The organism is Blautia sp. HCN-20427, from assembly GCF_037890365.1.
GTDB lineage: Bacteria > Bacillota > Clostridia > Lachnospirales > Lachnospiraceae > Blautia.
This window is the reverse complement of sequence record NZ_JBBKBX010000008.1, coordinates 64,559-86,219: the sequence shown is the minus strand read 5'-3', so window position 1 is coordinate 86,219 and position 21,661 is coordinate 64,559. Positions and strand designations below refer to the sequence as shown.

Genomic DNA, 21,661 nt, shown 5'->3' with positions numbered 1-21,661 from the left:
CACAGCAAACACAGAATGGGCTGGCGCAAAAAAGTAAGCGCCGGCCTTTTTAAAAGGAGGATTTCAAATATGGGGATTTTATTTCACCAGGAAACAAAAACATTTCATCTTTATAATAAAGAAGTCAGCTATATAATCCGTATTATGGAGAACGGGCAGCTGGAAAATCTGTATTACGGAAAGGCCATCCGGGACCGGGAGGATTTCACGCATCTTCATGAAGAAATGTCCCGTCCACTGACTTCGGTGTGCATTCCGGAACCGGGTGTGTTGAACATGCAGTGCACGAAGCAGGAATATCCGGTATACGGCACAGGGGATTACAGAAGTCCTGCTTTTACGGTGAAACAGGAAAGCGGCAGTAAGGTGGTAAATTTCACTTATGTATCTCATGAGATGTATCATGGTAAAAAAGCAATTACTCCTCTTCCTGCGGTTTATACAAACAGTGATGAGGAAGCATGTACGCTGGAACTTCACCTGCATGACCAGATGATGCATACAGATTTGGTACTGACCTATACAATTTTTGAGGAATATCCGGTAATTACCAGACATGCAGCAGTTTGCCATAAGGGAGAAGAACCGATTACTCTGGAAAAAGTCATGAGTATGAGTGTGGAATTTCAGGATATGGATTTTGAGATGGTGCAGCTTTCTGGAGCGTGGGCGAGAGAGCGTTATGTGAAAGAGCGGAAGCTGGAAATGGGAATCCAGGCGATACAGGGGATTAACGGAACCGGCTGCGGCGCAGAGCACAATCCGTTTCTGGCACTGAAAAGGCCGGAGGCCACAGAGCAGCAGGGAGAAGTCTATGGCTTCAGTCTGGTATACAGCGGCAACTTCCTGGCTCAGACCGAGGTTTCCACCTTTGATATGACCAGGGTAATGCTGGGAATCCATCCGGAAGGCTTTAGCTGGAAGCTGGAAAAAGGCGAAACCTTCCAGACGCCGGAGGCCGTGCTGGTATACAGTGACAAAGGTCTGAATAAAATGAGCCAGGTATACCACAGATTGTACAGAAGAAATCTTATGAGAGGAAACTGGAAAGAACAGCCCCGTCCCATTTTGTTGAACAACTGGGAGGCAACTTATTTTGATTTTACAGAGGAGAAAATTCTGGATATTGCTGCAAAGGCAAAGGAAGCAGGCGTGGAACTGTTTGTTCTGGATGATGGCTGGTTTGGAACCAGAAATGATGATTACAGAGGTCTGGGAGACTGGGTGGTGAATCTGGAAAAACTGCCGGACGGCATTGCAGGATTGTCCCGAAAAGTGGAGGCTCTGGGATTAAAGTTTGGTCTTTGGGTAGAACTTGAAATGGTGAATAAGGACAGTGATTTATACCGGGCACATCCCGATTGGATTATTGGAGTGCCGGGCAGGTTTGAGTCTCATGGAAGACACCAGCATGTACTGGACTTTTCCAGGAAAGAGGTAGTGGATTACATTTATGAAATGATTTCAAAAGTGATTCGGGAATCTCGGATTTCCTATATAAAATGGGATATGAACCGTTATATGACCGAACCGTACAGCAGAGGTGCGGCGGCAGATGAGCAGGGAAAAGTCATGCATCGGTATATTTTGGGTGTGTATGATTTGTACACCAGACTGACACAGGAATTTCCGGAGATTCTCTTTGAATCCTGTGCAAGCGGCGGTGCCCGTTTTGACCCGGCTATGCTGTTTTTTGCGCCCCAGACCTGGACCAGTGATGACACAGACGCTTCGGAAAGGGCCAAAATTCAGTATGGAACTTCTTATGTGTATCCTCTGGTCAGCATGGGTTCTCATGTATCTGCAGTGCCCAATCACCAGATGTTCCGCAGCACACCATTGTCTACCAGGGCTAATATGGCATATTTTGGAACCTTTGGCTATGAATTGGACTTAAACCTTCTAAGTGAAGAAGAATTGAAGCAGGTAAAAGAGCAGGTAGCTTTTATGAAGAAGTACCGGAAACTGATACAGGTGGATGGAGATTTTTATCGGCTGTTAAGCCCGTTTAAAGGAAATGAAACGGCATGGATGGTGGTTTCCCAGGATAAAAAGCAGGCAATTGCCGCATTTTATCAGAGATTAAATAAGGTCAACGCTTCCTGGCTGCGGTTCAGGCTTCAGGGATTGGACAAAGATATGCTATATGAGATAAAATGTGAAGAAAAAGTATATCAGGCTTACGGAGACGAATTGATGTATGCGGGAATTCCAATAGACAGAGAACGTCTGAATAAAAACGGCGGAGACTTTGCGTCACTGCTGTTTGTTCTGCAGGAGGCAGAGCGGTAGAGCCTGAGGTAAAGGAGTGGAGGATTTGAGCCGTACAGTGGGATTTACCAGTCATGCCAGGTATAAATGTCTGGAGGATTTGCAGAAAGATTCTGTAGATTTGTGTGTGACATACTGCGGATGGGAATACTGTAACCCGGGTTATCGTTTTGGACCAAATAAAAGAGAAGCGTATGTTCTTCATATTATAAAGAAGGGCAAGGGAAAACTGGAAATGAATAAGAGGGTATATGAACTGCAGGCTGGAGATGCGTTCTTTATTCCGCAGGGGGTGGAAGCGTGGTATGAGGCAGACCGGGAGGACCCCTGGTGTTATATGTGGGTGGGGTTTGTAGGAATTAAAGCAGATGAGTGCATGAGCGGCGCTGGGTTTTCTCAGAGAAGTCCTGTCAGAAAAGTTCACTGTGTCAAAGAGGTAGGTGGGTATATTGACCAGATGTTGGAAGCGCATCAGCTTACTTACGGAGATGAGTTAAAAAGGAATGCCATGCTGTTTTTATGCTTTTCCGTACTGATGGACGACTACCGGCAGAATTTCGCGGGAGGGGGTATTTCTGCAAATCATCCATACCCTGGTTCTGTATACGTCAAGCACGCTATGGAGTACATCAAGCATCATTACAATGAGTCGGTAAAAATCGGAGATTTAGCAGATTTTATCGGGGTCAACAGAAGTTATCTCACCAGCAGTTTTAAGAAAACGACAGGCTGCTCTCCTCAGGAATTTCTGGTAAACCTGCGTATGGATAAGGCCAAATCTTTGCTGAAAAAGACGGATTTGTCCATTAATGCAGTAGCCGGTGCAGTGGGGTATACAGACCAGCTTGCATTTTCCAAGGTTTTCAAAAAACATTGTGGGAAAAGCCCCCGCATGTACCGGGAAGAGAAAAGCGAACTGGTAATTTTGAAAGACAAAGGTTATTCTATCACAGAAAAGTTATAACGAGAAAAGGAGATGGGTATTATGGTAAAAATTACATTTATGGGTGCAGGGAGCACGGTTTTTGCAAGAAATGTACTGGGGGATTGTATGTGTACGCCGGCGCTTCGGGAGAGCGAAATTGCTTTGTATGACATTGATGAAAAGAGGCTGGAGGATTCCCGGATTATTTTGAGCGCCATTAATCACAATGTAAACGAAGACCGGGCAGTGATTAAGACGTATTTGGGCGCGGAAAACAGAAAAGAGGCTCTGCGGAATGCGGATTTTGTGGTAAATGCCATTCAGGTGGGCGGATACGACCCCTGTACTATTACGGATTTTGAAATTCCCAAGAAATACGGTTTGAGACAGACTATTGCCGATACACTGGGAATCGGAGGCATTATGCGGGCTCTCCGCACCATTCCTGTGTTGGAAGAATTTGCAAGAGATATGGAGGAGGTTTGCCCCGACACCCTGTTTTTGAACTATTCCAATCCTATGGCTATGCTTACAGGTTATATGCAGAGATACACAAAAATCAGAACGGTAGGGCTCTGTCATAGTGTGCAGGTGTGCTCAGAAAAGCTGTTGGAAGGGCTGGATATGAAGGATAAGCTGGAGGGCCGGCAGGAATTGATTGCAGGTATTAACCACATGGCATGGCTGTTGGAAATCCGGGACAAAGACGGAAATGATTTGTATCCTGAAATAAAAAAACGCGCGGCCCAAAAGAACAGCAGTGAAAAGCATGAGGATATGGTGCGTTATGAATATATCCGTCATCTGGGATATTACTGTACAGAGTCCAGCGAGCATAATGCAGAGTACAATCCGTTCTTTATTAAGTCCAAATATCCGGAAATGATTGAAGAATTTAATATTCCTCTGGACGAGTATCCAAGGCGCTGCGTGAATCAGATTGAAGGCTGGGAAAAGGAACGCGAAGATATTTTAAGAGACGGTAAGATTACCCATGAGAGAAGCCATGAATATGCTTCTTATATTATGGAGGCAGTTGTCACAGACAAGCCATATAAAATTGGCGGAAATGTACTGAACAACGGATATATTGACAATCTTCCGGCAGACGCCTGTGTGGAAGTTCCATGCTATATTGACGGCACAGGCGTGCACCCGGTGAAGGTAGGGAAACTTCCTACCCAGCTGGCAGCTATGAACAGCTCCAATATCAGTCCACAGCTTCTGACCATCGAAGCAGCGGTGACAAAGGACAGGCAGAAAATCTATCAGGCGGCCATGATGGACCCGCATACAGGGGCGGAACTGAATATTCAGGATATTATCCGTATGTGCGACGAACTCATAGAAGCGCATGGGGAATATATGAAGGCGTATAAGTAGAAATGAAAAGAAACAAATAAATAAAGCAGGGATGTGATGGAACCAGCATATCAGAAAAAGTTAAGCTGTTTGTTTTCTGTCACATCCCTGTCTGCATGAAAAAGATATCAGCGGTTATCCAGTGCAGCTTTCAACTGTTCCATTGCCTGTTTCAGCACACTTCTTGGACAGCCGATATTCAGCCGCATATGCCCCTCGCCGTTTATGCCGAAAATTTCGCCGCTGTTCAGCCAGATTTTGGCTTTGTTCAGAAGAAAATCGTTCAGTTCTTCCTGTGTCATGCCAAGCGCGGAGAAATCCAACCAGGCCAGGTAAGTGCCGTCCAGAGGCATCATGGCAATCTGGGGAAGGTTGACGGCAAGAAAGTTCTGTACATAGTCCGCGTTTTCCTTTATGTAAACTAAAAGCTGCTCCAGCCAGTCTGCGCCGTAAGCATAGGCTGCCTTGCAGGCTTCCATGGACACCAGATTGATGATGTCCAGTCCGGCGCTGTCCATTTCTTCCTGGAAAGCTGTCCGCAAGCCTGAATTGGGAATAAAGATATTGGACAATCCCAGTCCGGCAATGTTGAAGGTCTTGCTGGGAGCTGTGCAGACAATACAATTTTCCTGCATTTCTTTATTTAAAGGCGCAAATTCTGTATGTTCGTGTCCCGGAAATACAAAATCATGGTGAATTTCATCTGCCACAACTTTTACCTTGTATTTCAGACAAAGAGCAATGAGACGCTCCAGTTCGTCCTTTGTCCAGACGCGTCCGCCTGGATTGTGTGGAGTGCAGAGAATCAACAGCTTCACCTGTTCTTTTGCAAACTGTTCTTCGATTTTGTCAAAATCCATATAAAAACGGTGGTCTTCCCCCAGTGCCAGCGGATTTTCGACCAGTTTTCGTCCGTTGCGGACTACCGCATTTTTGAAAGGGTGGTAAACCGGCTGCATAATCATAACAGAATCCTCTGGCTTGGTCAGAGCTTTGATAGCAATGGAAATAGCGCAGACAACTCCGGGTGTGCACACGAGCCATTCTTTTTTTGGCGTCCAGTGGTGCCTTTTCGTCATCCAGTCTATTACGGCATGGTAGTAGTCCTCCTTTGGACTGGAATATCCGAAAATACCGAAAGCCCCGGCCTTTTCCACTGCCTGGCAAACTTCGTCGGGAGAGCGGAAATCCATATCTGCTACCCAAAGAGGCAGAACATCCTGAGGAACATGGTATTTTTCTTTGAAAGCATGCTTGATTGATGTAGTATTCGTACGGTCAATGCAAGTGTCAAAATTGTACGTTGTCATAAGTATAAAAACCCCTTTCTGTCAGTAAAATAAAAGCACACTTATTATAGCACGGAAAGGCAGATTTCCAATAGTCTGTTTCCTGAATTCCCGGAATTTTAAAAGATTCTTTCTTGCGGCAGACCGGGCAAGCGGGTATAATAGAAAGCAAAGAAATACCATGAGCAACAGGGGGATAAGAAGTGAAAGAAGCAATTAAAGAATTTGAAAAAACAAAAGATTTTTTAATCTGTGTGGATTCTGACGGCTGTGTGCTGGATACCATGGACATGAAGCACATGCGCTGCCTGGGGCCATGTCTGGTACATGTATGGAATCTGGAGGAGTACAGAGATGAAATTATCCGGTTGTGGAGAAAGGTGAATCTGTTTAGCCCGGCAAGGGGGCTGAATCGTTTCCGGGGATTGGCCAAGGTGCTTGCAGAGATTCATGAAAACTATGTCCGGGTGGAAGGGCTTTCGGAATATATTTACTGGGTGCAGACGACCAGAGAACATTCTGACGAGAGTCTGGAAGAGGCTTTTGAGCGTACGGGAAGCAGTTGCATCAGAAAAGCTATGGAGTGGTCGAATCTTGTTAATCAGTCCATGGCCATGATTTCCGATAAAAAGAAACAGCCTTTTGACGGTGCGAGGGAAGCACTGGAATCCATCAGAAGTTATGTGGACGTAGTGGTCGTGACGGCTGCCAATGGGGCAGAAATCCGAAAAGAATGGGAGGCTCAGTCGCTGATTCAGTATACAGACTTATTGGTATCCCAGGAAACCGGAAGAAAAGCAGAGTGTTTAAAGAAACTGGTGCAGAAAGGATATGAGCCGGGACATGTGCTGATGATAGGCGACTCACCGGCAGATTTGAAGGCTGCAAAAGAAGCCGGAGCGCTTTTTTATCCTGTGCTGGTGTATCAGGAGAGAGAATCCTGGGAAGCATTTCCGGAAATATTGAAGCAATTTCTGAAGGGAACCTACAGCAGTGAGGAAGAAGCCAGACAAATTCAAGAATTTCAGAAAAATCTTGGTGTGCAATAAAGGAATACGGAGGAAAATCGAAGAGGAGGCTGCCTGCCATTTCATGGAGCAGTCTCCTCTTTGGCTTTAGAGATACAGGTCTTTTTTGTTAAATGCAAGAATCCCAAGAGTGTAAAGCAGTACAGCTCCTGCCAATAGTATTACGACTCCAAGGACGGCGCTGCTTTTTCCTGCGATTAAGCCGTCAGCATTGAATAAAGTAAAGAAGGTGAAATATTTGGCTTTTTCTGCGGTCCCTCCTACATTGGCAAGCATTTGCAGCACATACATCAATGCGGGGACACCAGCCCCTAAAGCAAGGCTGTATTTGGTGTCGGAAAAAAGGCAGGAGGCAAGAAAACAAATACTGCCAATAAATAAATGCAGACAGAGCAGCCCGCCATTGAGCGCGAGGAGTTTGGGAATGTCCAGTTCTCACGGAAAGCCCTTTGCAGCACAAGTCAGTTCCAGAATGGTACTGTAGAAAATAAGAAGTACAATACCGCTTATGAGTACGGACATTTGTGTAAAGGCAATGGTGCACCGCTTTACCGGTGCCGCAATCAGGGACAGCATAGAGCCTTTGTCAACATATCTGGCAATTAAGGCGTTTCCCCGCAGTATGCTGAACACCATTGGGAAAATCAGCAGAATAAAGCCATAGAGATAAGACACCATAAAACCCAGCAGATTTGAAGCGTGGGCTTTCATGCCTACAGAGGCCATCAAATCCGGCATGACTTCCGCAAAATTATCCAGGGTTTTCATCATTTCAGGGTCATACATGCTGATGATAATGGAAATATACAGAGTCATCACTGCGCCAAAAATCAGAAGCAGCCGGATACTTCCTTTCATTTCCCGTCTATATAAGGTCAGATTCATCATTTTTCTCATCTCCATAGTAATTCATAAAAATTTCTTCCAGACTTTGTCTGGGCTTTACGGTAACTTGCCGTCCGTTTTGCATACCGCTAAAATCCCTGGCAAAGGCCTGGGCTGCGGCTTCGCTTTCCAGTGTTACAGTATAGGTGCAGATATGTCGCTCCCGCAGCGCGGAAGCAGAATCAACGGCAACCATTTTTCCCTTCCGGATAATACCGATACGGTCACATGTCCGCTCTACTTCTTCAAATATATGGCTGGACATTAAAATGGTTTTGCCCGCGCCGTTGGGCCCCAGAAACCCAAAGACTTCACCCTGCTTTACATGAAAAGATATGTCGAAGATTTCCTTTCCCTCTCCGTAATCGCGGCCGAGGTGTTCAATGCTTATTGTATTCATAAAAACGTCTCCCTTTGTGCAGATGGCGCCTGCTATGTGTATACCATAAATATACCTGTTTGCCCGAAAATATCAAGTGTATCTTTATAGTTATCAGAGATTTCCATACTGGAAATTGCAATGTGTTATATTATTTCGCTAAACACGCATTGCGTATGTGCGAGAAGTGTGTTATACTTAGAAAAACGCAATGCGAGGAGATGAACTATGGATACAGCAAAAACCATCAGGAGTTTAAGAGAACAAACAGGAATGAATCGCAGGGAGTTTTCGGAGTATACGGGGATTCCGGTGAGAACGTTAGAAGACTGGGAGGCGGCCAGACGGACTCCGCCAGAATATATTCCCAGATTATTGGCGTATCAGTTGAAGTATGATGAGCTTGTAAAAGGGAGGGAGCATGGAGATGGTGAAGACGAACACCGTTAAACAGATGATTCATGCAAATGGGATTGACATTAATATTTATACACTTGATTTTGAAAATGATTATATATCATTGACGGATATAGCGAGGAAAAGAGAAGGCGAATATCCGGGATATGTGATTCAAAATTGGCTCAGAGGAAAAAATACAGTTGCTTTTTTGGGTTTATGGGAAAAGTTGCACAATCCTAAGTTTAATTGCCTCGAATTCGAGGCGATTAAAAATGAGGCGGGTTCTAATGGATTTGTTCTTACACCAAAAAGGTGGATAGGAACTACAAATGCAGTAGGAATTGTAAGTAAGGCGGGAAGATATGCTGCAACGTATGCTCACAGAGATATTGCGTTTGAATTTGCTTCATGGATATCACCGGAGTTTAAACTTTATATTATTGAAGAGTACCAAAGATTAAAGAATGCTGAAAACAACCGTCTCTCATTAAACTGGAATCTCAACAGAGAACTTGCAAAACTGAACTACAAAGTTCATACAGAGGCTATTAGGGAAAATTTATTGCCCCCCAGGCTGACCCCGGCTCAGATATCTTATACCTATGCCAGTGAAGCTGACCTGCTGAATGTCATCTTATTTGGTAAGACGGCAAAGCAATGGAGAGAAGAGCATCCCAAAGATAAGACCAATATTCGGGATAAAGCAACTATACACCAGTTATTAATTTTAACTAATACCGAAAGTTATAATGCCATTTTGATTCAGCAGGGAAAATCCCAGGCAGAACGCATGCCTCTGCTTCGTGAATTGACCATACAGCAGATGACAGTGCTGGGGAATTTGAAACTGCCCCAGCTTCCGGAAGTGGAATAGAAACAAGGGTGATATGAGGTGAATTTTTTGCATATTTCCCGAATATTTCCACATAATAACTCCAAAGATTAGATTTACCAGAATAGGAATCTTTATAAAATGTGGAATTGGAGGACAGGAATGTGAAGGCAACGGGAATTGTAAGGCGCATAGATGATTTGGGAAGAGTGGTGATTCCCAAGGAAATCAGGAGAACACTGAGAATCCGGGAAAGCGACCCGTTAGAGATTTTTACTGACAGAGAGGGAGAGATTATTCTGAAAAAATATTCTCCTATTGGTGAATTGGGAACTTTTGCAAAAGAGTATGCAGAAGCGCTGGCGCAGGCGGCAGGTTGTATGGCCTGCATTACAGACCGGGACCAGGTAATTGCGGCGGCTGGCAGCGGCGCCAGAGAATTTGCAGAGAAAAGGGTGCACAGGGAACTGGAGGAAGTCATTGCAGACCGGAAAAATTTGTGTGTTACGGAGAAAGATTTTGTGAAAATTGTAGAAGATGACAGAGGAGAATACGGCGCCCAAGTTATTTATACCATTACCTGTGCCGGAGATGCCGTAGGGGCGGTGTTGATACTGGAAAAAGCAGGGGGACGGAAATTTTCGGAGACGGAAGAAAAACTGGCGCAGGCAGCAGCGGGATTTCTGGGGAGACAGATGGAGCAGTAAAGAAACAGCAGACTTTTGGGAAGCCCCGTAAGTCTGCTGCTTCTTTTTAAGATTCAATGGATGCCTGTCCCATTTCCTCTAAAAGTTCGGATTTGATTTTATAGAGTTTGTCTGACAAATCAACGAAAACTTCCTGAGGATTGGTGAAACGTCTTGTTTCGTCCCAGAGAGTGTTCAGCTCTTTCTGACAGATATCTTTGATTTCCATAACAGACGGGGATGTGTAGACACATTCTCCTTTCTTAAATACGGGAACCAGAAGTTCTCTTAATATATAAGAGCCGCCGGTGAGTTTTGTCTTTTTCCAGGTGGCCATAGGGTCAAAAAGAATCATATCTTCATCCGGATTGAAAATCTCATCTTCCAGACAGATTAAATCTGCACGGATTTTTCCTGTGGTTTTGTCATAGATACGCATGATAGTCTTATTTCCAGGATTGGTCACTTTTTCTACGTTTTCAGACAGCTTGATTTTGGGAACAAAATCTGCATCCTCTTTATTTTTAATAGCTGCCAGTTTGTACACACCACCGAATGCAGGGTTGTCGTTACAGGTAATCAGATTAGTGCCTACACCCCAGGAGTTGATTTTTGCACCCTGGGCTTTCAGACTTTCAATGAGATATTCGTCCAAATCACTGGAAGCGGAAATAATGGCGTCACCAAAACCGGCTTCAGAAAGCATTTTATAAGCCTGTTTGGAAAGATAAGCCAAATCACCGCTGTCAATGCGGATTCCATATCCCTTCATGGGAAGGCCGGCTTCTTTCATTTCTTTAAATACGCGGATGGCATTTGGCACGCCGGAATTCAGAACATCGTAAGTATCCACCAGCAAAATACAGGCATTGGGATATAATTTGGCATAGGCTTTAAATGCGGTGTATTCATCAGAGAAACTCATAATCCAACTGTGCGCATGAGTTCCCTTTACAGGTACATGGAACATCTGTCCGGTCAGTACGTTGGAGGTTCCCACACAGCCGCCGATAACTGCTGCTCTGGCTCCGTACAGTCCTGCATCTGGTCCCTGGGCTCTGCGCAGACCAAATTCCATTACACCGTCACCCTTTGCAGCATATACAACACGGGAAGCCTTGGTGGCAATTAAACTCTGATGGTTCAACAGATTCAGGATAGCTGTTTCTATCAGCTGTGCTTCCATAACGGGGGCAACGACTTTTAAGAGAGGCTCTCTTGGGAAGACCACCGTTCCTTCAGGAATGGCATAAATGTCTCCGGTAAAATGAAAACCTCTTAAATATTCCAAAAAATCGGAATCAAAGATGTTCAGTCCTTTCAAATAGTCAATATCATCAGGGGAAAAGTGTAGGTCGCGGATATATTCAATAATCTGTTCCAATCCTGCAGCAATGGCATATCCGCCGCCGCAGGGATTCTTTCTGTAAAAGGCGTCGAACACCACAATCTGGTCTGTGGGATTTTTGAAATATCCCTGCATCATGGTAAGTTCATATAAATCAGTCAATAGTGTTAAATTTAAGGCTCTCATAGACAGCACTCCTTTGTAATAGAAATATCGGCTTGGATTGCACGTTGTGCAACCATTATACCACGTTTCCCGGCAAATACAAAAAGTTTTCTATCGGATTTGGGAAGAATCGGGGAGCATATCGTGGTATTCTTCCAAAGTCAGCCCGGTGAGGGAAAGATAAAGAGAAAGCGTCTTCCCTACAAAGCGTATGTGCCAGGGTTCCCAGGGATATCCTGTAATGTGTTCTTTCCGCCGGGGATAACGGAGAATGAAACCGTATAAAGGTGCGTTGGATTTTAACCATTTTCCTTCTTTTGTGGCAGCAAAAGATTCTTCCAGTTCAAAATTCAAAGAAGCGCAGGAGATGTCCAGGGCCAGTCCGGTCTGGTGTTCGCTGGTGCCGGGAGGCGCTACAGCAGTACTGCCTCTTTGCAGGGCATTCCGGTATAAGGCTTCCTGTCGTCTATAAGAGCGGTAACCGGAAATGCCCATGAGCGTAACGTTTTCAGCGGCAGCCCGATGGAAAAGCTTTGCAGCGGATTTTGCAGCAGCTTTTTCCATGAGGGTTTTCTCATGGTGTGCAGGAGCATGAAAAGGGATGCGGGCTTCTGTAAGATACGGCGGGACATACGAGGAGGAGAGCGTATGGGATTTATTTACAAGTAATGTATAAGATATTCGGAACACCTGCCTTTCATAATGGCTATATTTTATGCAGGAGAAAAGGAAAATAGAACTGGAAAAAGAGGGTATATAAAAAAATAAAAAAAATTTGAAAAAAAGGCTTGCATTTTAAAAAAGAATCGTATATAATACATTTTGTTGTGAGGCACAACACAAGACAATGGGCTATCGCCAAACGGTAAGGCAACGGACTCTGACTCCGTCATTTCAAGGTTCGAATCCTTGTAGCCCAGCTTTGAATATCTCAGACAAAATGTCTGGGATATTTTTTGTTATATGGAAAACTGCTTAGAGATACCCGGTATAGCAAAGCAGAGATGCAGGAAAACAGTTTTTGTATCAAGGGAGATTGGAAAAATGAAATATTCTTTTGACAGCAGAGTCCGGTATAGTGAAATCGGAGAAGACAGACATCTGACTTTAAATGGTATGATTAATTATTTTCAGGACTGCAGTACTTTTCAGTCAGAAGCGGCAGGGGTAGGCATGGACTTTTTGGGAGCTAAAAGCCAGGCCTGGGTACTTTCTGCCTGGCAGATTGTGGTTGAACGTTATCCTGTACTGTGCGAAAATATAAAGGTATCCACCTGGGCTTATAATTTCCGGCATTTTTTGGGAAGCAGGAATTTTACCATGGAAGATACAGAAGGGAATCTGATTGCCTGTGCCAATACATATTGGACCCTTCTTAATATGCAGACAGGCCGTCCGGTTTCCATAGACGAAAAACAGCTGCAGGCATACGGATTGGAAGAAAAGCTGGATATGGACTATGCGCCGAGAAAGATAAAAAAGCCTATAAACGGTAAAGAATACCCGTCTTTTGCTGTAAGGCCTCATCATCTGGATACCAATCATCATGTGAATAACGGACAGTATGTGCTTATGGCACAGGAATACCTTCCGGCAGATTTTGCGGTGAAACAAATGCGGGCGGAATATAAAAACCAGGCAAAGCTGGGAGATATCATTGTACCCAGTGTGCATGAGGAAAATGGTGTTTATACGGTGGTTCTGGACAATACTGCAGGGGAGGCCTATGCAGTGGTTGAGTTAAAATAGAGGAGATTGAGATGATAGAATTAGGAAAAAAGCAGGAACTGATAGTTGTGAAAATTGTGGATTTTGGTGTGTATCTGGGGGAAAGGGAGCAGGCAGAGGATAAAGATACGGTGCTTCTTCCTAAAAAACAAGTGCCCGAAGGCACCAGGAAAGGAGAGAAGATTTCTGTATTTATATACAGGGATTCTTCTGACCGTCTGATTGCTACTGTAAGAGAGCCGAAAATTCTGTTGGGACAGATTGGAGTCTTAAAAGTGGCGCAGACCAGCCGTATCGGTGCATTTCTGGACTGGGGACTGGAAAAGGACCTGTTTCTTCCATATAAAGAGCAGACCAAGAAGCTGCACGAGGGAGAAGAGGTGCTTGTGGCCCTTTACATTGATAAGAGCAGTCGTCTGTGCGCTACGATGAAAGTCTACCATTATCTGCAGACGGATTCGCCTTATGCACAGGGAGATACGGTGACTGGTGTGGTATATGAAATCAGTGATAATTTCGGTGTGTTTGTGGCAGTGGACTATAAATATTCCGCATTGATTCCAAAGCAGGAAGCGCAGGGGAATTATAAGGTAGGAGACGAGCTGACCTGTAGAGTCACCGCAGTAAGAGAAGACGGAAAGCTGACACTGAGTGCAAAGCAAAAAGCATATATCCAGCTTCATGAAGATGCAGAAAGTGTGTATGAAATCATTCAGGAGTTTGAAGGAGAACTGCCTTTTGATGATAAGGCGTCACCGGAAGTCATTCAAAGGGAGTTCGGGCTCAGTAAAAATGCATTTAAAAGGGCCGTGGGACATCTTCTGAAAGAGAAAAAAATAGAAATAAAAAACGGAAAAATTTATGCCCTGTAAGGCTTTTCCAAAAGGAAAGAATATGCTATACTGAGAGCGTATTTGAAAATTGCTCATTTTATGTCCAGAAGGAGGAAAATAAGTGGACTCGATAGATTATTATGACCGGTACGCAGTACCTTATTATGAAGAAACCGTGGATTTTGGCATGGAGGAGCAGATTGCCCGTTTTGTTGAGTTTTTGCCGGAAAGTGCCGATGTCCTTGATTTAGGCTGCGGGTCAGGAAGAGATACAGTAAGTCTGGAGGAAGAAGGCTGTGTTGTAACTGCTATGGATGGATCAGAAAAAATGTGTGAACTGGCCAGCATCCATACAGGAAAGGAAGTTCTTCATCTGAGAGTGGAGGATATGGAATTTGATGATGTGTTTGATGGAATCTGGGCATGTGCCATTTTGGGACATTTTTCGCCGCAGGAAGTAAAGTCTGCCATGGAAAAGATTCTCAAAGCACTGAAAGAAGATGGAATTCTGTATTTTTCTGTCCGCAAGGGTGATAGAAACGGCAGATACAACGGAAGGTATTTCTATGATTATGACAGAGAGGCACTCAATGACCTTTTGGATTCTTTTTCTAATATAAAAGTTTTGGATATTTGGAAGACAAGCGATGTAAGGGCAGACAAGAGTAATCGTTGGTTTAATGTTCTTCTTCGCAAGGAAAAGCAGGATTAATCAAAGGAGAGATACAGTGGAATTTGCTCATTTGCATGTACATACGGAATACAGTCTTCTGGACGGTTCCAATAAGATAAATGAATATGTAGCCAGAGTGAAGGAACTGGGAATGAACAGTGCGGCCATAACAGACCATGGAGTCATGTTTGGCTGCATTGATTTTTATAAGGCAGCAAAAGCCGCAGGGATTAAGCCCATTCTGGGCTGCGAGGTGTATGTTGCTCCGGGTTCCCGCTTTGACAGAGAGGCAGGTCATTCGGAAGACCGCTATTATCATCTGGTGCTTCTGGCGGAGAACAACCAGGGTTATCAAAATTTGATGAAAATAGTGTCAAAGGCATTTATAGATGGATTTTATTATAAGCCCAGGGTAGATATAGAACTTCTGGAGGAATACCATGAAGGAATTATTGCATTAAGTGCATGTCTTGCAGGAGAAGTTGCAAAAAATCTCGCCAGAGGATTATATGAGGAAGCGAAAAAGGCGGCGCTTCGGTATCAGGATATTTTTGGAAAGGGGAACTTCTTTCTGGAAATGCAGGACCATGGGATTCCCCAGCAGCAGACGGTGAATCAGCAGCTTTTGCGTATGCATCAGGAGACGGGGATTGATTTAGTTGTAACGAATGATGTGCACTACACCTACGATACAGACGTGGAGGCCCATGACATTCTGCTCTGTGTGCAGACGGGAAAACGACTGCAGGACGAGGATCGTATGCGATATGAGGGGGGTCAGTATTATGTGAAATCTCCGGAAGAGATGGCAAAGCTGTTTCCCTATATTCCGGAAGCGCTGGAAAATACCCAGAAAATTGCAGACCGGTGTCAGGTGGAAATTGAATTTGGGGTCACGAAACTGCCGAAATTTGATGTGCCTGAATCTTATACTTCCTGGGAATACCTGAATAAGCTGTGCTTTGAGGGACTGGAAGAGAGATATGATGGGGATTTGGAACCTTTAAAAGAACGTTTGAATTATGAACTGGGCGTTATTCAGAAAATGGGGTATGTGGACTATTTTCTGATCGTGTGGGATTTTATTAAGTTTGCCAGGGACCATGACATTATGGTAGGACCGGGGCGTGGTTCTGCTGCGGGAAGTCTGGTTTCCTATACTCTGGGTATCACCAAACTGGATCCGATTAAGTATGATTTGCTCTTTGAACGATTCCTGAATCCGGAGCGAGTATCCATGCCGGATATAGATGTGGATTTTTGTTTTGAAAGACGGCAGGAAGTTATTGATTATGTGGTGCAAAAGTACGGAAAAGACCGGGTGGTGCAGATTGTAACCTTCGGTACCATGGCGGCCAGAGGTGTTATCCGGGATGTGGGACGCGTTATGGATTTGCCTTACAACCAGTGTGATTCCATTGCGAAAATGATACCAAAGGAACTGAATATCACCATTGACCTTGCGCTGAAAATGAATCCGGAATTAAAAGAACTGTATGATACGGATGATACGGTGCGGAAGCTTATCGATATGAGCAGGCGTCTGGAAGGACTGCCCAGACACACCTCTATGCATGCTGCAGGCGTGGTTATCAGCCAGAAGTCTGTGGATGAGTATGTGCCTCTTTCCAGAGCCTCCGACGGTTCCCTGGTTACACAGTTTACCATGACAACGTTGGAAGAACTGGGACTTCTGAAAATGGATTTCCTGGGCCTTCGGACTCTGACTGTTATCCAGAATGCGGTGAAACTGGCAGAGAAAAACAAGGGAATCAGACTGGATATTGACCATATAGACTATGACGATAAAAAAGTATTCGCCATGTTGGGCGCCGGAAAGACGGATGGTGTGTTCCAGGTGGAAAGCAGCGGCATGACAAACTTCATGAAGGAACTAAAGCCGCAGAATCTGGAAGATATTATTGCGGGGATTGCTCTGTACCGTCCGGGTCCCATGGATTTTATTCCTCAGTATATCAAAGGAAAGAACAATGCGGAAAGTATCACCTATGACTGTCCGGAACTGGAACCGATTTTAAAGGCTACCTATGGCTGTATTGTGTACCAGGAACAGGTTATGCAGATTGTGCAGTCTCTGGGGGGCTATACTTTGGGACGAAGCGACCTTTTGCGCCGTGCTATGAGCAAGAAGAAAGCTGCAGTTATGGAAAAAGAACGGCAGAGCTTTGTGTACGGAAACGAGGAAGAAGGAGTTCCGGGTTGTATCAAAAAGGGAATTTCCGAGGAAATCGGAAACAAAATTTATGATGAAATGATTGATTTTGCCAAATATGCCTTTAACAAATCCCACGCAGCAGCCTACGCAGTGGTTTCTTACCAGACGGCATACCTGAAATATTACTTTCCGGTGGAATTTATGGCGGCAATTATGACTTCCGTGATTGATAACCCTTCTAAAGTGGCAGAATATATATTATCCAGCCGGAAAATGGAGATTGACATTCTGCCTCCGGACATCAATAAAGGAGTCAGCGAATTTTCCGTAGATAACGGTGGAATCCGCTATGGGCTGTCTGCCATTAAAGGAGTAGGCCGTCAGGTGATTGAGTCTATTGTAGAAGAGCGCAGGGAGAGAGGGGTTTTTAAAAACCTGCGGGATTTCATCGAACGGATGGCGGGAAAGGAAGTCAACAAAAAGGTAATTGAAAACTTTATTAAGGCGGGAGCTTTTGATGAACTTCCGGGAAACAGACGGCAGAAGATGATGGTTTATGTGCAGATTCTGGATGCTGTGGTACAGGAAAAGAAAAATGTTATGGCGGGGCAGATGAGTCTGTTCGACCTGGTTTCTGAAGAGGAGAAAGTTGCCTATGAGATACGCATGCCGGATGTGGAGGAATATCCCAAGGAGGCAAAGCTGGCTTTTGAAAAAGAAGTCCTGGGCATCTATGTAAGCGGACATCCTCTGGAAGAATATGAGGAAAAATGGAGAAAGAATATCTCTGCGGTAACTGCAGATTTTCAGCCGGATGAAGAGACAGGGACCCCCAGGGTGACAGACGGGGCAAAAGCCATTGTGGGCGGAATGATTATAGCCAAGACCATTAAATATACAAAGACAAACAAAGTTATGGCATTCCTTACCTTGGAAGACCTGGTGGGAACCGTGGAAGTAGTGGTATTTCCACGGGATTATGAGAAGAATGTGCAGTTTATGAATGTAGATGACAAGGTGTTTATTCAAGGCCGGGTGTCTGCAGAAGACGATAAGGCAAGCAAACTTATCTGTGAAAAAATTTTTTCCTTTGAGGAAGTACCGAGAGAATTGTGGCTGCAGTTTGCCAGCAAGGAGGAATTTCTTGCAAAAGAGCAGGAGATTTACGGACTGCTTCGTGATTCAGACGGTCAGGATCAGGTGGTGGTGTATATCAAATCACCGAAAGCCGTGAAACGTCTGGGGGCCTCTAAGACGGTAAAAATCAACGAAGAACTGTTGGACAGACTGTATGAAAAATACGGGAAAGACAATGTAAAAGTTGTAGAAAAGAGTATTGAAAAACTGGGAAAAATGAATTAAAATAAGATTCGATTGAACGAATAAACGAAAATAAGAAAACTGCCAGCGAGATGGAGGAGAAAGATGACTGCGAATAAAGAAATAAAGACAATAGGTGTTTTAACAAGTGGTGGAGATGCGCCGGGAATGAATGCGGCAATCCGTGCGGTTGTCAGAAGAGGTTTGAGCCGCGGCATCAATATGAAAGGAATTTTAAAAGGATACAGCGGTCTCATTAACGAAGAAATTATTGATATGACGGCTGTGGATGTTTCCGATACCATTCAGAGGGGCGGTACCGTTCTCTATACAGCCCGCTGTGCAGAAATGCGTACAGAAGAAGGTCAGAAAAGAGCAGCAGAGGTTTGCAGAAAGCACGGGATTGACGGACTTGTTGTTATCGGCGGTGACGGTTCCTTTGCAGGTGCTCAGAAACTGGCAAATCTGGGAATTAATGCCGTAGGTGTGCCGGGAACCATTGACCTGGATATTGCCTGTACAGAATATACAATCGGATTTGATACAGCTGTAAATACAGCAATGGAAGCTATTGACAAGGTTCGTGATACTTCCACTTCTCATGAGCGTGTAAGTATTATCGAAGTTATGGGAAGAAATGCCGGATACCTGGCCTTGTGGTGCGGTATTGCCAATGGTGCAGAGGATATCCTGCTTCCTGAAAAATACGATTATGATGAGCAGAGAATCATCAACAATATTATTGATAACCGTAAAAAAGGTAAAAAACATCATATTATTATCAATGCAGAAGGTATTGGACATTCTCAGGCCATGGCAAAGCGTATTGAGGCTGCAACCGGTATTGAGACAAGAGCAACCATTCTGGGACATATGCAGCGCGGTGGAACTCCTACCTGCAAAGACCGTGTATATGCATCTATCATGGGAGCAAAGGCTGTGGACATCCTTCTGGAAGGCAAGACAAAGAGAGTTATCTGCTATAGAGACGGAGAGTACATTGATATGGACATTAATGAAGCTCTGGCAATGAAGAAATCTATTTCCGAGTACCAGTATGAGGTGAGTTATTCTCTGTCCCACAACTACAGCAAAAATAATCAGTAAATATAAAAAGGAAAAGGGCGTGCAGATGTGCGCCCTTTTTCTTTCAGGAGAGGAAGAGTATATGATTACAAGCAGTTCCAATGCACAGATAAAAAAGGTGCAGCAGATATTAAAGAAGGCAAAAACCAGACGGGAAGAAGGACTTTTTGCCGTAGAAGGTGTGAAGATGTTTCGGGAAGCGCCGGCAGAGCGGATTGAGAAAGTGTATGTATCAGAATCCTTTTCGGCAAAAGAAGAATGTGGGGAAGTGCTGGCCGAAAAGGGTCTGGACGGCCCCGGAGGACAGAAGGTAGAAATTGTGGAAGACAGAGTATTTAAGAGCTTGTCTGACACTGTCACACCCCAGGGAGTCTTATGTCTGATCCGTATGCAGAACCGGAGGCTGGAAGGACTTCTTAAGACAAAAGGAACTCCTCTTCTCATGATACTGGAGGATTTGCAGGACCCGGGAAATCTGGGGACCATCATTCGTACCGGAGAGGGGGCAGGGGTGACCGGGGTAATTCTCAGCAGGACGTCGGTAGATGTGTATAATCCCAAGGTGATTCGTTCTACTATGGGTTCCATATATCGGATGCCGGTTTTATATGTGGATTCCATTGCAGAAGAGGTACTTCCTCTGTTAAAGGAACGAGAAATCAGAACTTATGCGGCGCATTTAAAAGGCAAACATACCTATGACAGAGAAAACTATGAAAAAGGAACGGCATTTTTTATAGGGAATGAAGGAAATGGACTTACCGATGAACTGACAGCTCAGGCAGATACGCTTATCCGTATTCCCATGGAGGGAAGTGTGGAATCTTTAAATGCTGCCATGGCTTCCGGAATTTTGATGTATGAGGCCAGCAGACAGCGTAGAAACATAAATTGAATATAAAATATAAAAAATAGCGAATATTTTGACATATTCGCTATTTTTTATGCCTCGTCCCACCAAATCCTGTAAAATGTTACAAAAAATACCGGGTTGACAAATAAATGTAACCTTGGTAGAATAAGTTCGTAACAAAACTTAATAAATCTGTAACAAATATGAAACGACAGACTTATCAGGAGGTTATAGTTCAATGAAAGAAAGAACAAAGAAACTTTTGGCATGTGCAGGTACAGTGGGAGTTATGACAATTATGACAACTATTCCGGCCATGGCGGCAACCATAGACTGGAATGATAAAGCGGCGGCAGATGTGAATACATATGCCAATATCCGTAAAAGTGCTGATATAAATTCCGAAAGGGTAGGAATGCTTCCGGCAGGAGCGGTTGTTTCTGTTGTGGGAGAAGAAAATGGATGGATTCAGGTGGAATCAGGGGAGATTTCAGGATATATCCGTGAGGACTTGCTGGTGTCAGGGGAAGAGGCACAGCAGCTTTTTGAATCTGTATACGGAGACAGCGAACTGGTAGGGGCAGAGCCTCTGGCAGCAGCAGAGACGGCAGCGCCTGTCAGTCAGCAGGCGGTATCCGTATCCGATGCAGATCTGGATTTAATGGCAGCCATTATTGAATGTGAGGCTGGGGGAGAGTCTTACGAGGGAAAAATCGGTGTGGGAGCAGTCATTATGAATCGTATCCGCAGCAGCCAGTTCCCCAATACACTGTCCGAGGTTATTTATCAGAGCGGACAGTTTACACCGGCATCCACCGGAAAGCTGGCGTCCGTTTTAAGCCGGGGAGCCAGACAGGACTGCTATGATGCAGCAAGAGATGTGTTTGCAGGCGCCAATACCATCGGAGACCGCCTCTTCTTCCATGCGGGAAGCGGAAATGGTCTTACCATTGGAAATCAGACATTTTACTAAAATTCAGAAAGAGGAGCTGCTGGTTAATACAGCGGCTCCTCTGATTTTTTTCGACGCTCCAGACCGTCTAACATACGGTCATATTCAATGGCAGCCAGTTGGGATACCACAAATTTGCCGTGGTCATTTAAGAGGCGGTATTTGCGGATAAGTTCAAATTCTTCTTCCGTAAGACCGTTTCTGTTTTTTCTGAGTGTTTCGATATTGATAAAATCCTGATACAGATAATTTGCGTCACAGTCCAGTGCAGTGATGATGCGGCTTAGTTTTTCCGGATTCGGATAGGTCCGTTCCAGTTCGTAGCCGCTGATGGTCTGCTTGGATACGCCGATTTTTTCAGCCAGCTGGGTGCTGGACATGCGGAGTTCTGCACGCCTGTCTTTGATTCTTTTGCCAAATCCCATAATATGTCCTGCTTTCTCGTATTTTTTATAAGTATAGTACGAAAAA

Annotated in this window: 21 protein-coding genes and 1 tRNA gene; 15 read left to right on the top strand and 7 right to left on the bottom strand. The window is 44.5% G+C overall.

Features of this window, described 5'->3' with window-relative positions:
• The first annotated feature begins 69 nt into the window (after positions 1–69).
• Genes WKT17_RS06865 through WKT17_RS06855 form a run of 3 tightly spaced genes read left to right on the top strand, consistent with a single transcriptional unit; the run spans position 70 to position 4,579 of the window.
• Positions 70–2,292, top strand: a complete 2,223-nt coding sequence (locus tag WKT17_RS06865) for an alpha-galactosidase (protein WP_173749242.1) — start codon at positions 70–72, stop codon at positions 2,290–2,292.
• 25 nt (positions 2,293–2,317) lie between these two features.
• Positions 2,318–3,235, top strand: a complete 918-nt coding sequence (locus WKT17_RS06860; protein ID WP_294462146.1) for an AraC family transcriptional regulator — start codon at positions 2,318–2,320, stop codon at positions 3,233–3,235.
• Between the two features lie 21 nt (positions 3,236–3,256).
• Positions 3,257–4,579, top strand: coding sequence for an alpha-glucosidase/alpha-galactosidase (locus WKT17_RS06855; RefSeq protein WP_173749244.1), 1,323 nt, complete (start codon positions 3,257–3,259; stop codon positions 4,577–4,579).
• A gap of 107 nt (positions 4,580–4,686) precedes the next feature.
• On the opposite strand, the gene WKT17_RS06850 is transcribed toward WKT17_RS06855, so the two are convergent.
• Complete coding sequence (locus tag WKT17_RS06850) at positions 4,687–5,868, bottom strand: MalY/PatB family protein (protein WP_173749245.1); 1,182 nt, start codon at positions 5,866–5,868, stop codon at positions 4,687–4,689.
• Positions 5,869–6,050: 182 nt separating this feature from the next.
• Here WKT17_RS06850 and WKT17_RS06845 point away from each other — a divergent pair, with 182 nt between their 5' ends.
• A complete protein-coding gene (locus WKT17_RS06845) occupies positions 6,051–6,896 on the top strand; it encodes an HAD family hydrolase (RefSeq protein WP_294462150.1) in 846 nt (281 codons plus the stop codon).
• Positions 6,897–6,962: 66 nt separating this feature from the next.
• Here the strand turns inward: WKT17_RS06845 and WKT17_RS06840 are convergent, their stop codons facing one another.
• The 3 genes from WKT17_RS06840 to WKT17_RS06830 form a co-directional block, all read right to left on the bottom strand.
• Entirely contained in the window at positions 6,963–7,169 is a 207-nt protein-coding gene (locus WKT17_RS06840) for a hypothetical protein (RefSeq protein ID WP_331520295.1), read from the bottom strand.
• 141 nt (positions 7,170–7,310) lie between these two features.
• A complete protein-coding gene (locus tag WKT17_RS06835) occupies positions 7,311–7,763 on the bottom strand; it encodes a hypothetical protein (RefSeq protein WP_302229413.1) in 453 nt (150 codons plus the stop codon).
• Positions 7,741–8,160, bottom strand: a complete 420-nt coding sequence (locus tag WKT17_RS06830; protein ID WP_340272070.1) for an ATP-binding cassette domain-containing protein — start codon at positions 8,158–8,160, stop codon at positions 7,741–7,743. Before WKT17_RS06830 ends, WKT17_RS06835 begins: the two co-directional genes overlap by 23 nt.
• A 207-nt stretch (positions 8,161–8,367) precedes the next feature.
• Between WKT17_RS06830 and WKT17_RS06825 the strand changes: the two genes are divergently transcribed.
• The 3 genes from WKT17_RS06825 to spoVT all read left to right on the top strand — a co-directional run bounded on the left by WKT17_RS06825 (position 8,368) and on the right by spoVT (position 10,077).
• On the top strand, positions 8,368–8,589 hold the full coding sequence (locus WKT17_RS06825) for a helix-turn-helix domain-containing protein (RefSeq protein ID WP_173749248.1): 222 nt from the start codon (positions 8,368–8,370) through the stop codon (positions 8,587–8,589).
• A complete protein-coding gene (locus WKT17_RS06820; protein WP_294462161.1) occupies positions 8,567–9,412 on the top strand; it encodes a KilA-N domain-containing protein in 846 nt (281 codons plus the stop codon). Before WKT17_RS06825 ends, WKT17_RS06820 begins: the two co-directional genes overlap by 23 nt.
• A 122-nt stretch (positions 9,413–9,534) precedes the next feature.
• Positions 9,535–10,077, top strand: a complete 543-nt coding sequence (gene spoVT / locus WKT17_RS06815) for a stage V sporulation protein T (protein WP_173749249.1) — start codon at positions 9,535–9,537, stop codon at positions 10,075–10,077.
• A 46-nt stretch (positions 10,078–10,123) separates the two neighbouring features.
• Here the strand turns inward: spoVT and WKT17_RS06810 are convergent, their stop codons facing one another.
• Together WKT17_RS06810 and WKT17_RS06805 are read right to left on the bottom strand one after the other, a co-directional pair.
• Positions 10,124–11,590 (bottom strand): nicotinate phosphoribosyltransferase, encoded by a 1,467-nt coding sequence (locus WKT17_RS06810; RefSeq protein ID WP_173749250.1) that lies wholly within the window; start codon positions 11,588–11,590, stop codon positions 10,124–10,126.
• A gap of 90 nt (positions 11,591–11,680) precedes the next feature.
• A complete protein-coding gene (locus WKT17_RS06805) occupies positions 11,681–12,133 on the bottom strand; it encodes a M15 family metallopeptidase (RefSeq protein ID WP_226853573.1) in 453 nt (150 codons plus the stop codon).
• 284 nt (positions 12,134–12,417) lie between these two features.
• On the opposite strand from WKT17_RS06805, the gene WKT17_RS06800 reads away from it, so the two are divergent.
• The 8 genes from WKT17_RS06800 to WKT17_RS06765 all read left to right on the top strand — a co-directional run bounded on the left by WKT17_RS06800 (position 12,418) and on the right by WKT17_RS06765 (position 21,211).
• Positions 12,418–12,489: transfer RNA gene (locus WKT17_RS06800), tRNA-Gln, on the top strand.
• A 124-nt stretch (positions 12,490–12,613) separates the two neighbouring features.
• On the top strand, positions 12,614–13,318 hold the full coding sequence (locus tag WKT17_RS06795; protein ID WP_173749251.1) for an acyl-[acyl-carrier-protein] thioesterase: 705 nt from the start codon (positions 12,614–12,616) through the stop codon (positions 13,316–13,318).
• 11 nt (positions 13,319–13,329) lie between these two features.
• Positions 13,330–14,169, top strand: a complete 840-nt coding sequence (locus tag WKT17_RS06790; RefSeq protein WP_173749252.1) for a CvfB family protein — start codon at positions 13,330–13,332, stop codon at positions 14,167–14,169.
• Positions 14,170–14,251: 82 nt separating this feature from the next.
• On the top strand, positions 14,252–14,842 hold the full coding sequence (locus tag WKT17_RS06785; RefSeq protein ID WP_173749253.1) for a class I SAM-dependent methyltransferase: 591 nt from the start codon (positions 14,252–14,254) through the stop codon (positions 14,840–14,842).
• Positions 14,843–14,858: 16 nt separating this feature from the next.
• A complete protein-coding gene (locus WKT17_RS06780) occupies positions 14,859–18,341 on the top strand; it encodes a DNA polymerase III subunit alpha (protein ID WP_291681135.1) in 3,483 nt (1,160 codons plus the stop codon).
• Positions 18,342–18,404: 63 nt separating this feature from the next.
• Entirely contained in the window at positions 18,405–19,406 is a 1,002-nt protein-coding gene (gene pfkA, locus WKT17_RS06775; RefSeq protein ID WP_173749255.1) for a 6-phosphofructokinase, read from the top strand.
• 61 nt (positions 19,407–19,467) lie between these two features.
• Positions 19,468–20,280: a TrmH family RNA methyltransferase gene (locus tag WKT17_RS06770; RefSeq protein ID WP_173749256.1), complete on the top strand. Its 813-nt coding sequence runs from the start codon at positions 19,468–19,470 to the stop codon at positions 20,278–20,280.
• Positions 20,281–20,476: 196 nt separating this feature from the next.
• Positions 20,477–21,211, top strand: a complete 735-nt coding sequence (locus WKT17_RS06765) for a cell wall hydrolase (protein ID WP_173749257.1) — start codon at positions 20,477–20,479, stop codon at positions 21,209–21,211.
• A gap of 23 nt (positions 21,212–21,234) precedes the next feature.
• Here the strand turns inward: WKT17_RS06765 and WKT17_RS06760 are convergent, their stop codons facing one another.
• Positions 21,235–21,615, bottom strand: coding sequence for a helix-turn-helix domain-containing protein (locus WKT17_RS06760; protein WP_173749258.1), 381 nt, complete (start codon positions 21,613–21,615; stop codon positions 21,235–21,237).
• Positions 21,616–21,661 lie beyond the last annotated feature (46 nt).

Coding starts and splice junctions, on each gene's coding strand:
- WKT17_RS06865 (WP_173749242.1), top strand. CDS start 70: ATGGGGATTTTATTTCACCAGGAAACAAAAACATTTCATCTTTATAAT.
- WKT17_RS06855 (WP_173749244.1), top strand. CDS start 3,257: ATGGTAAAAATTACATTTATGGGTGCAGGGAGCACGGTTTTTGCAAGA.
- WKT17_RS06850 (WP_173749245.1), bottom strand. CDS start 5,868: ATGACAACGTACAATTTTGACACTTGCATTGACCGTACGAATACTACA.
- WKT17_RS06835 (WP_302229413.1), bottom strand. CDS start 7,763: ATGATGAATCTGACCTTATATAGACGGGAAATGAAAGGAAGTATCCGG.
- WKT17_RS06830 (WP_340272070.1), bottom strand. CDS start 8,160: ATGAATACAATAAGCATTGAACACCTCGGCCGCGATTACGGAGAGGGA.
- WKT17_RS06825 (WP_173749248.1), top strand. CDS start 8,368: ATGGATACAGCAAAAACCATCAGGAGTTTAAGAGAACAAACAGGAATG.
- WKT17_RS06820 (WP_294462161.1), top strand. CDS start 8,567: ATGGTGAAGACGAACACCGTTAAACAGATGATTCATGCAAATGGGATT.
- WKT17_RS06810 (WP_173749250.1), bottom strand. CDS start 11,590: ATGAGAGCCTTAAATTTAACACTATTGACTGATTTATATGAACTTACC.
- WKT17_RS06805 (WP_226853573.1), bottom strand. CDS start 12,133: ATGGAAAAAGCTGCTGCAAAATCCGCTGCAAAGCTTTTCCATCGGGCT.
- WKT17_RS06795 (WP_173749251.1), top strand. CDS start 12,614: ATGAAATATTCTTTTGACAGCAGAGTCCGGTATAGTGAAATCGGAGAA.
- WKT17_RS06790 (WP_173749252.1), top strand. CDS start 13,330: ATGATAGAATTAGGAAAAAAGCAGGAACTGATAGTTGTGAAAATTGTG.
- pfkA (WP_173749255.1), top strand. CDS start 18,405: ATGACTGCGAATAAAGAAATAAAGACAATAGGTGTTTTAACAAGTGGT.
- WKT17_RS06770 (WP_173749256.1), top strand. CDS start 19,468: ATGATTACAAGCAGTTCCAATGCACAGATAAAAAAGGTGCAGCAGATA.
- WKT17_RS06765 (WP_173749257.1), top strand. CDS start 20,477: ATGAAAGAAAGAACAAAGAAACTTTTGGCATGTGCAGGTACAGTGGGA.
- WKT17_RS06760 (WP_173749258.1), bottom strand. CDS start 21,615: ATGGGATTTGGCAAAAGAATCAAAGACAGGCGTGCAGAACTCCGCATG.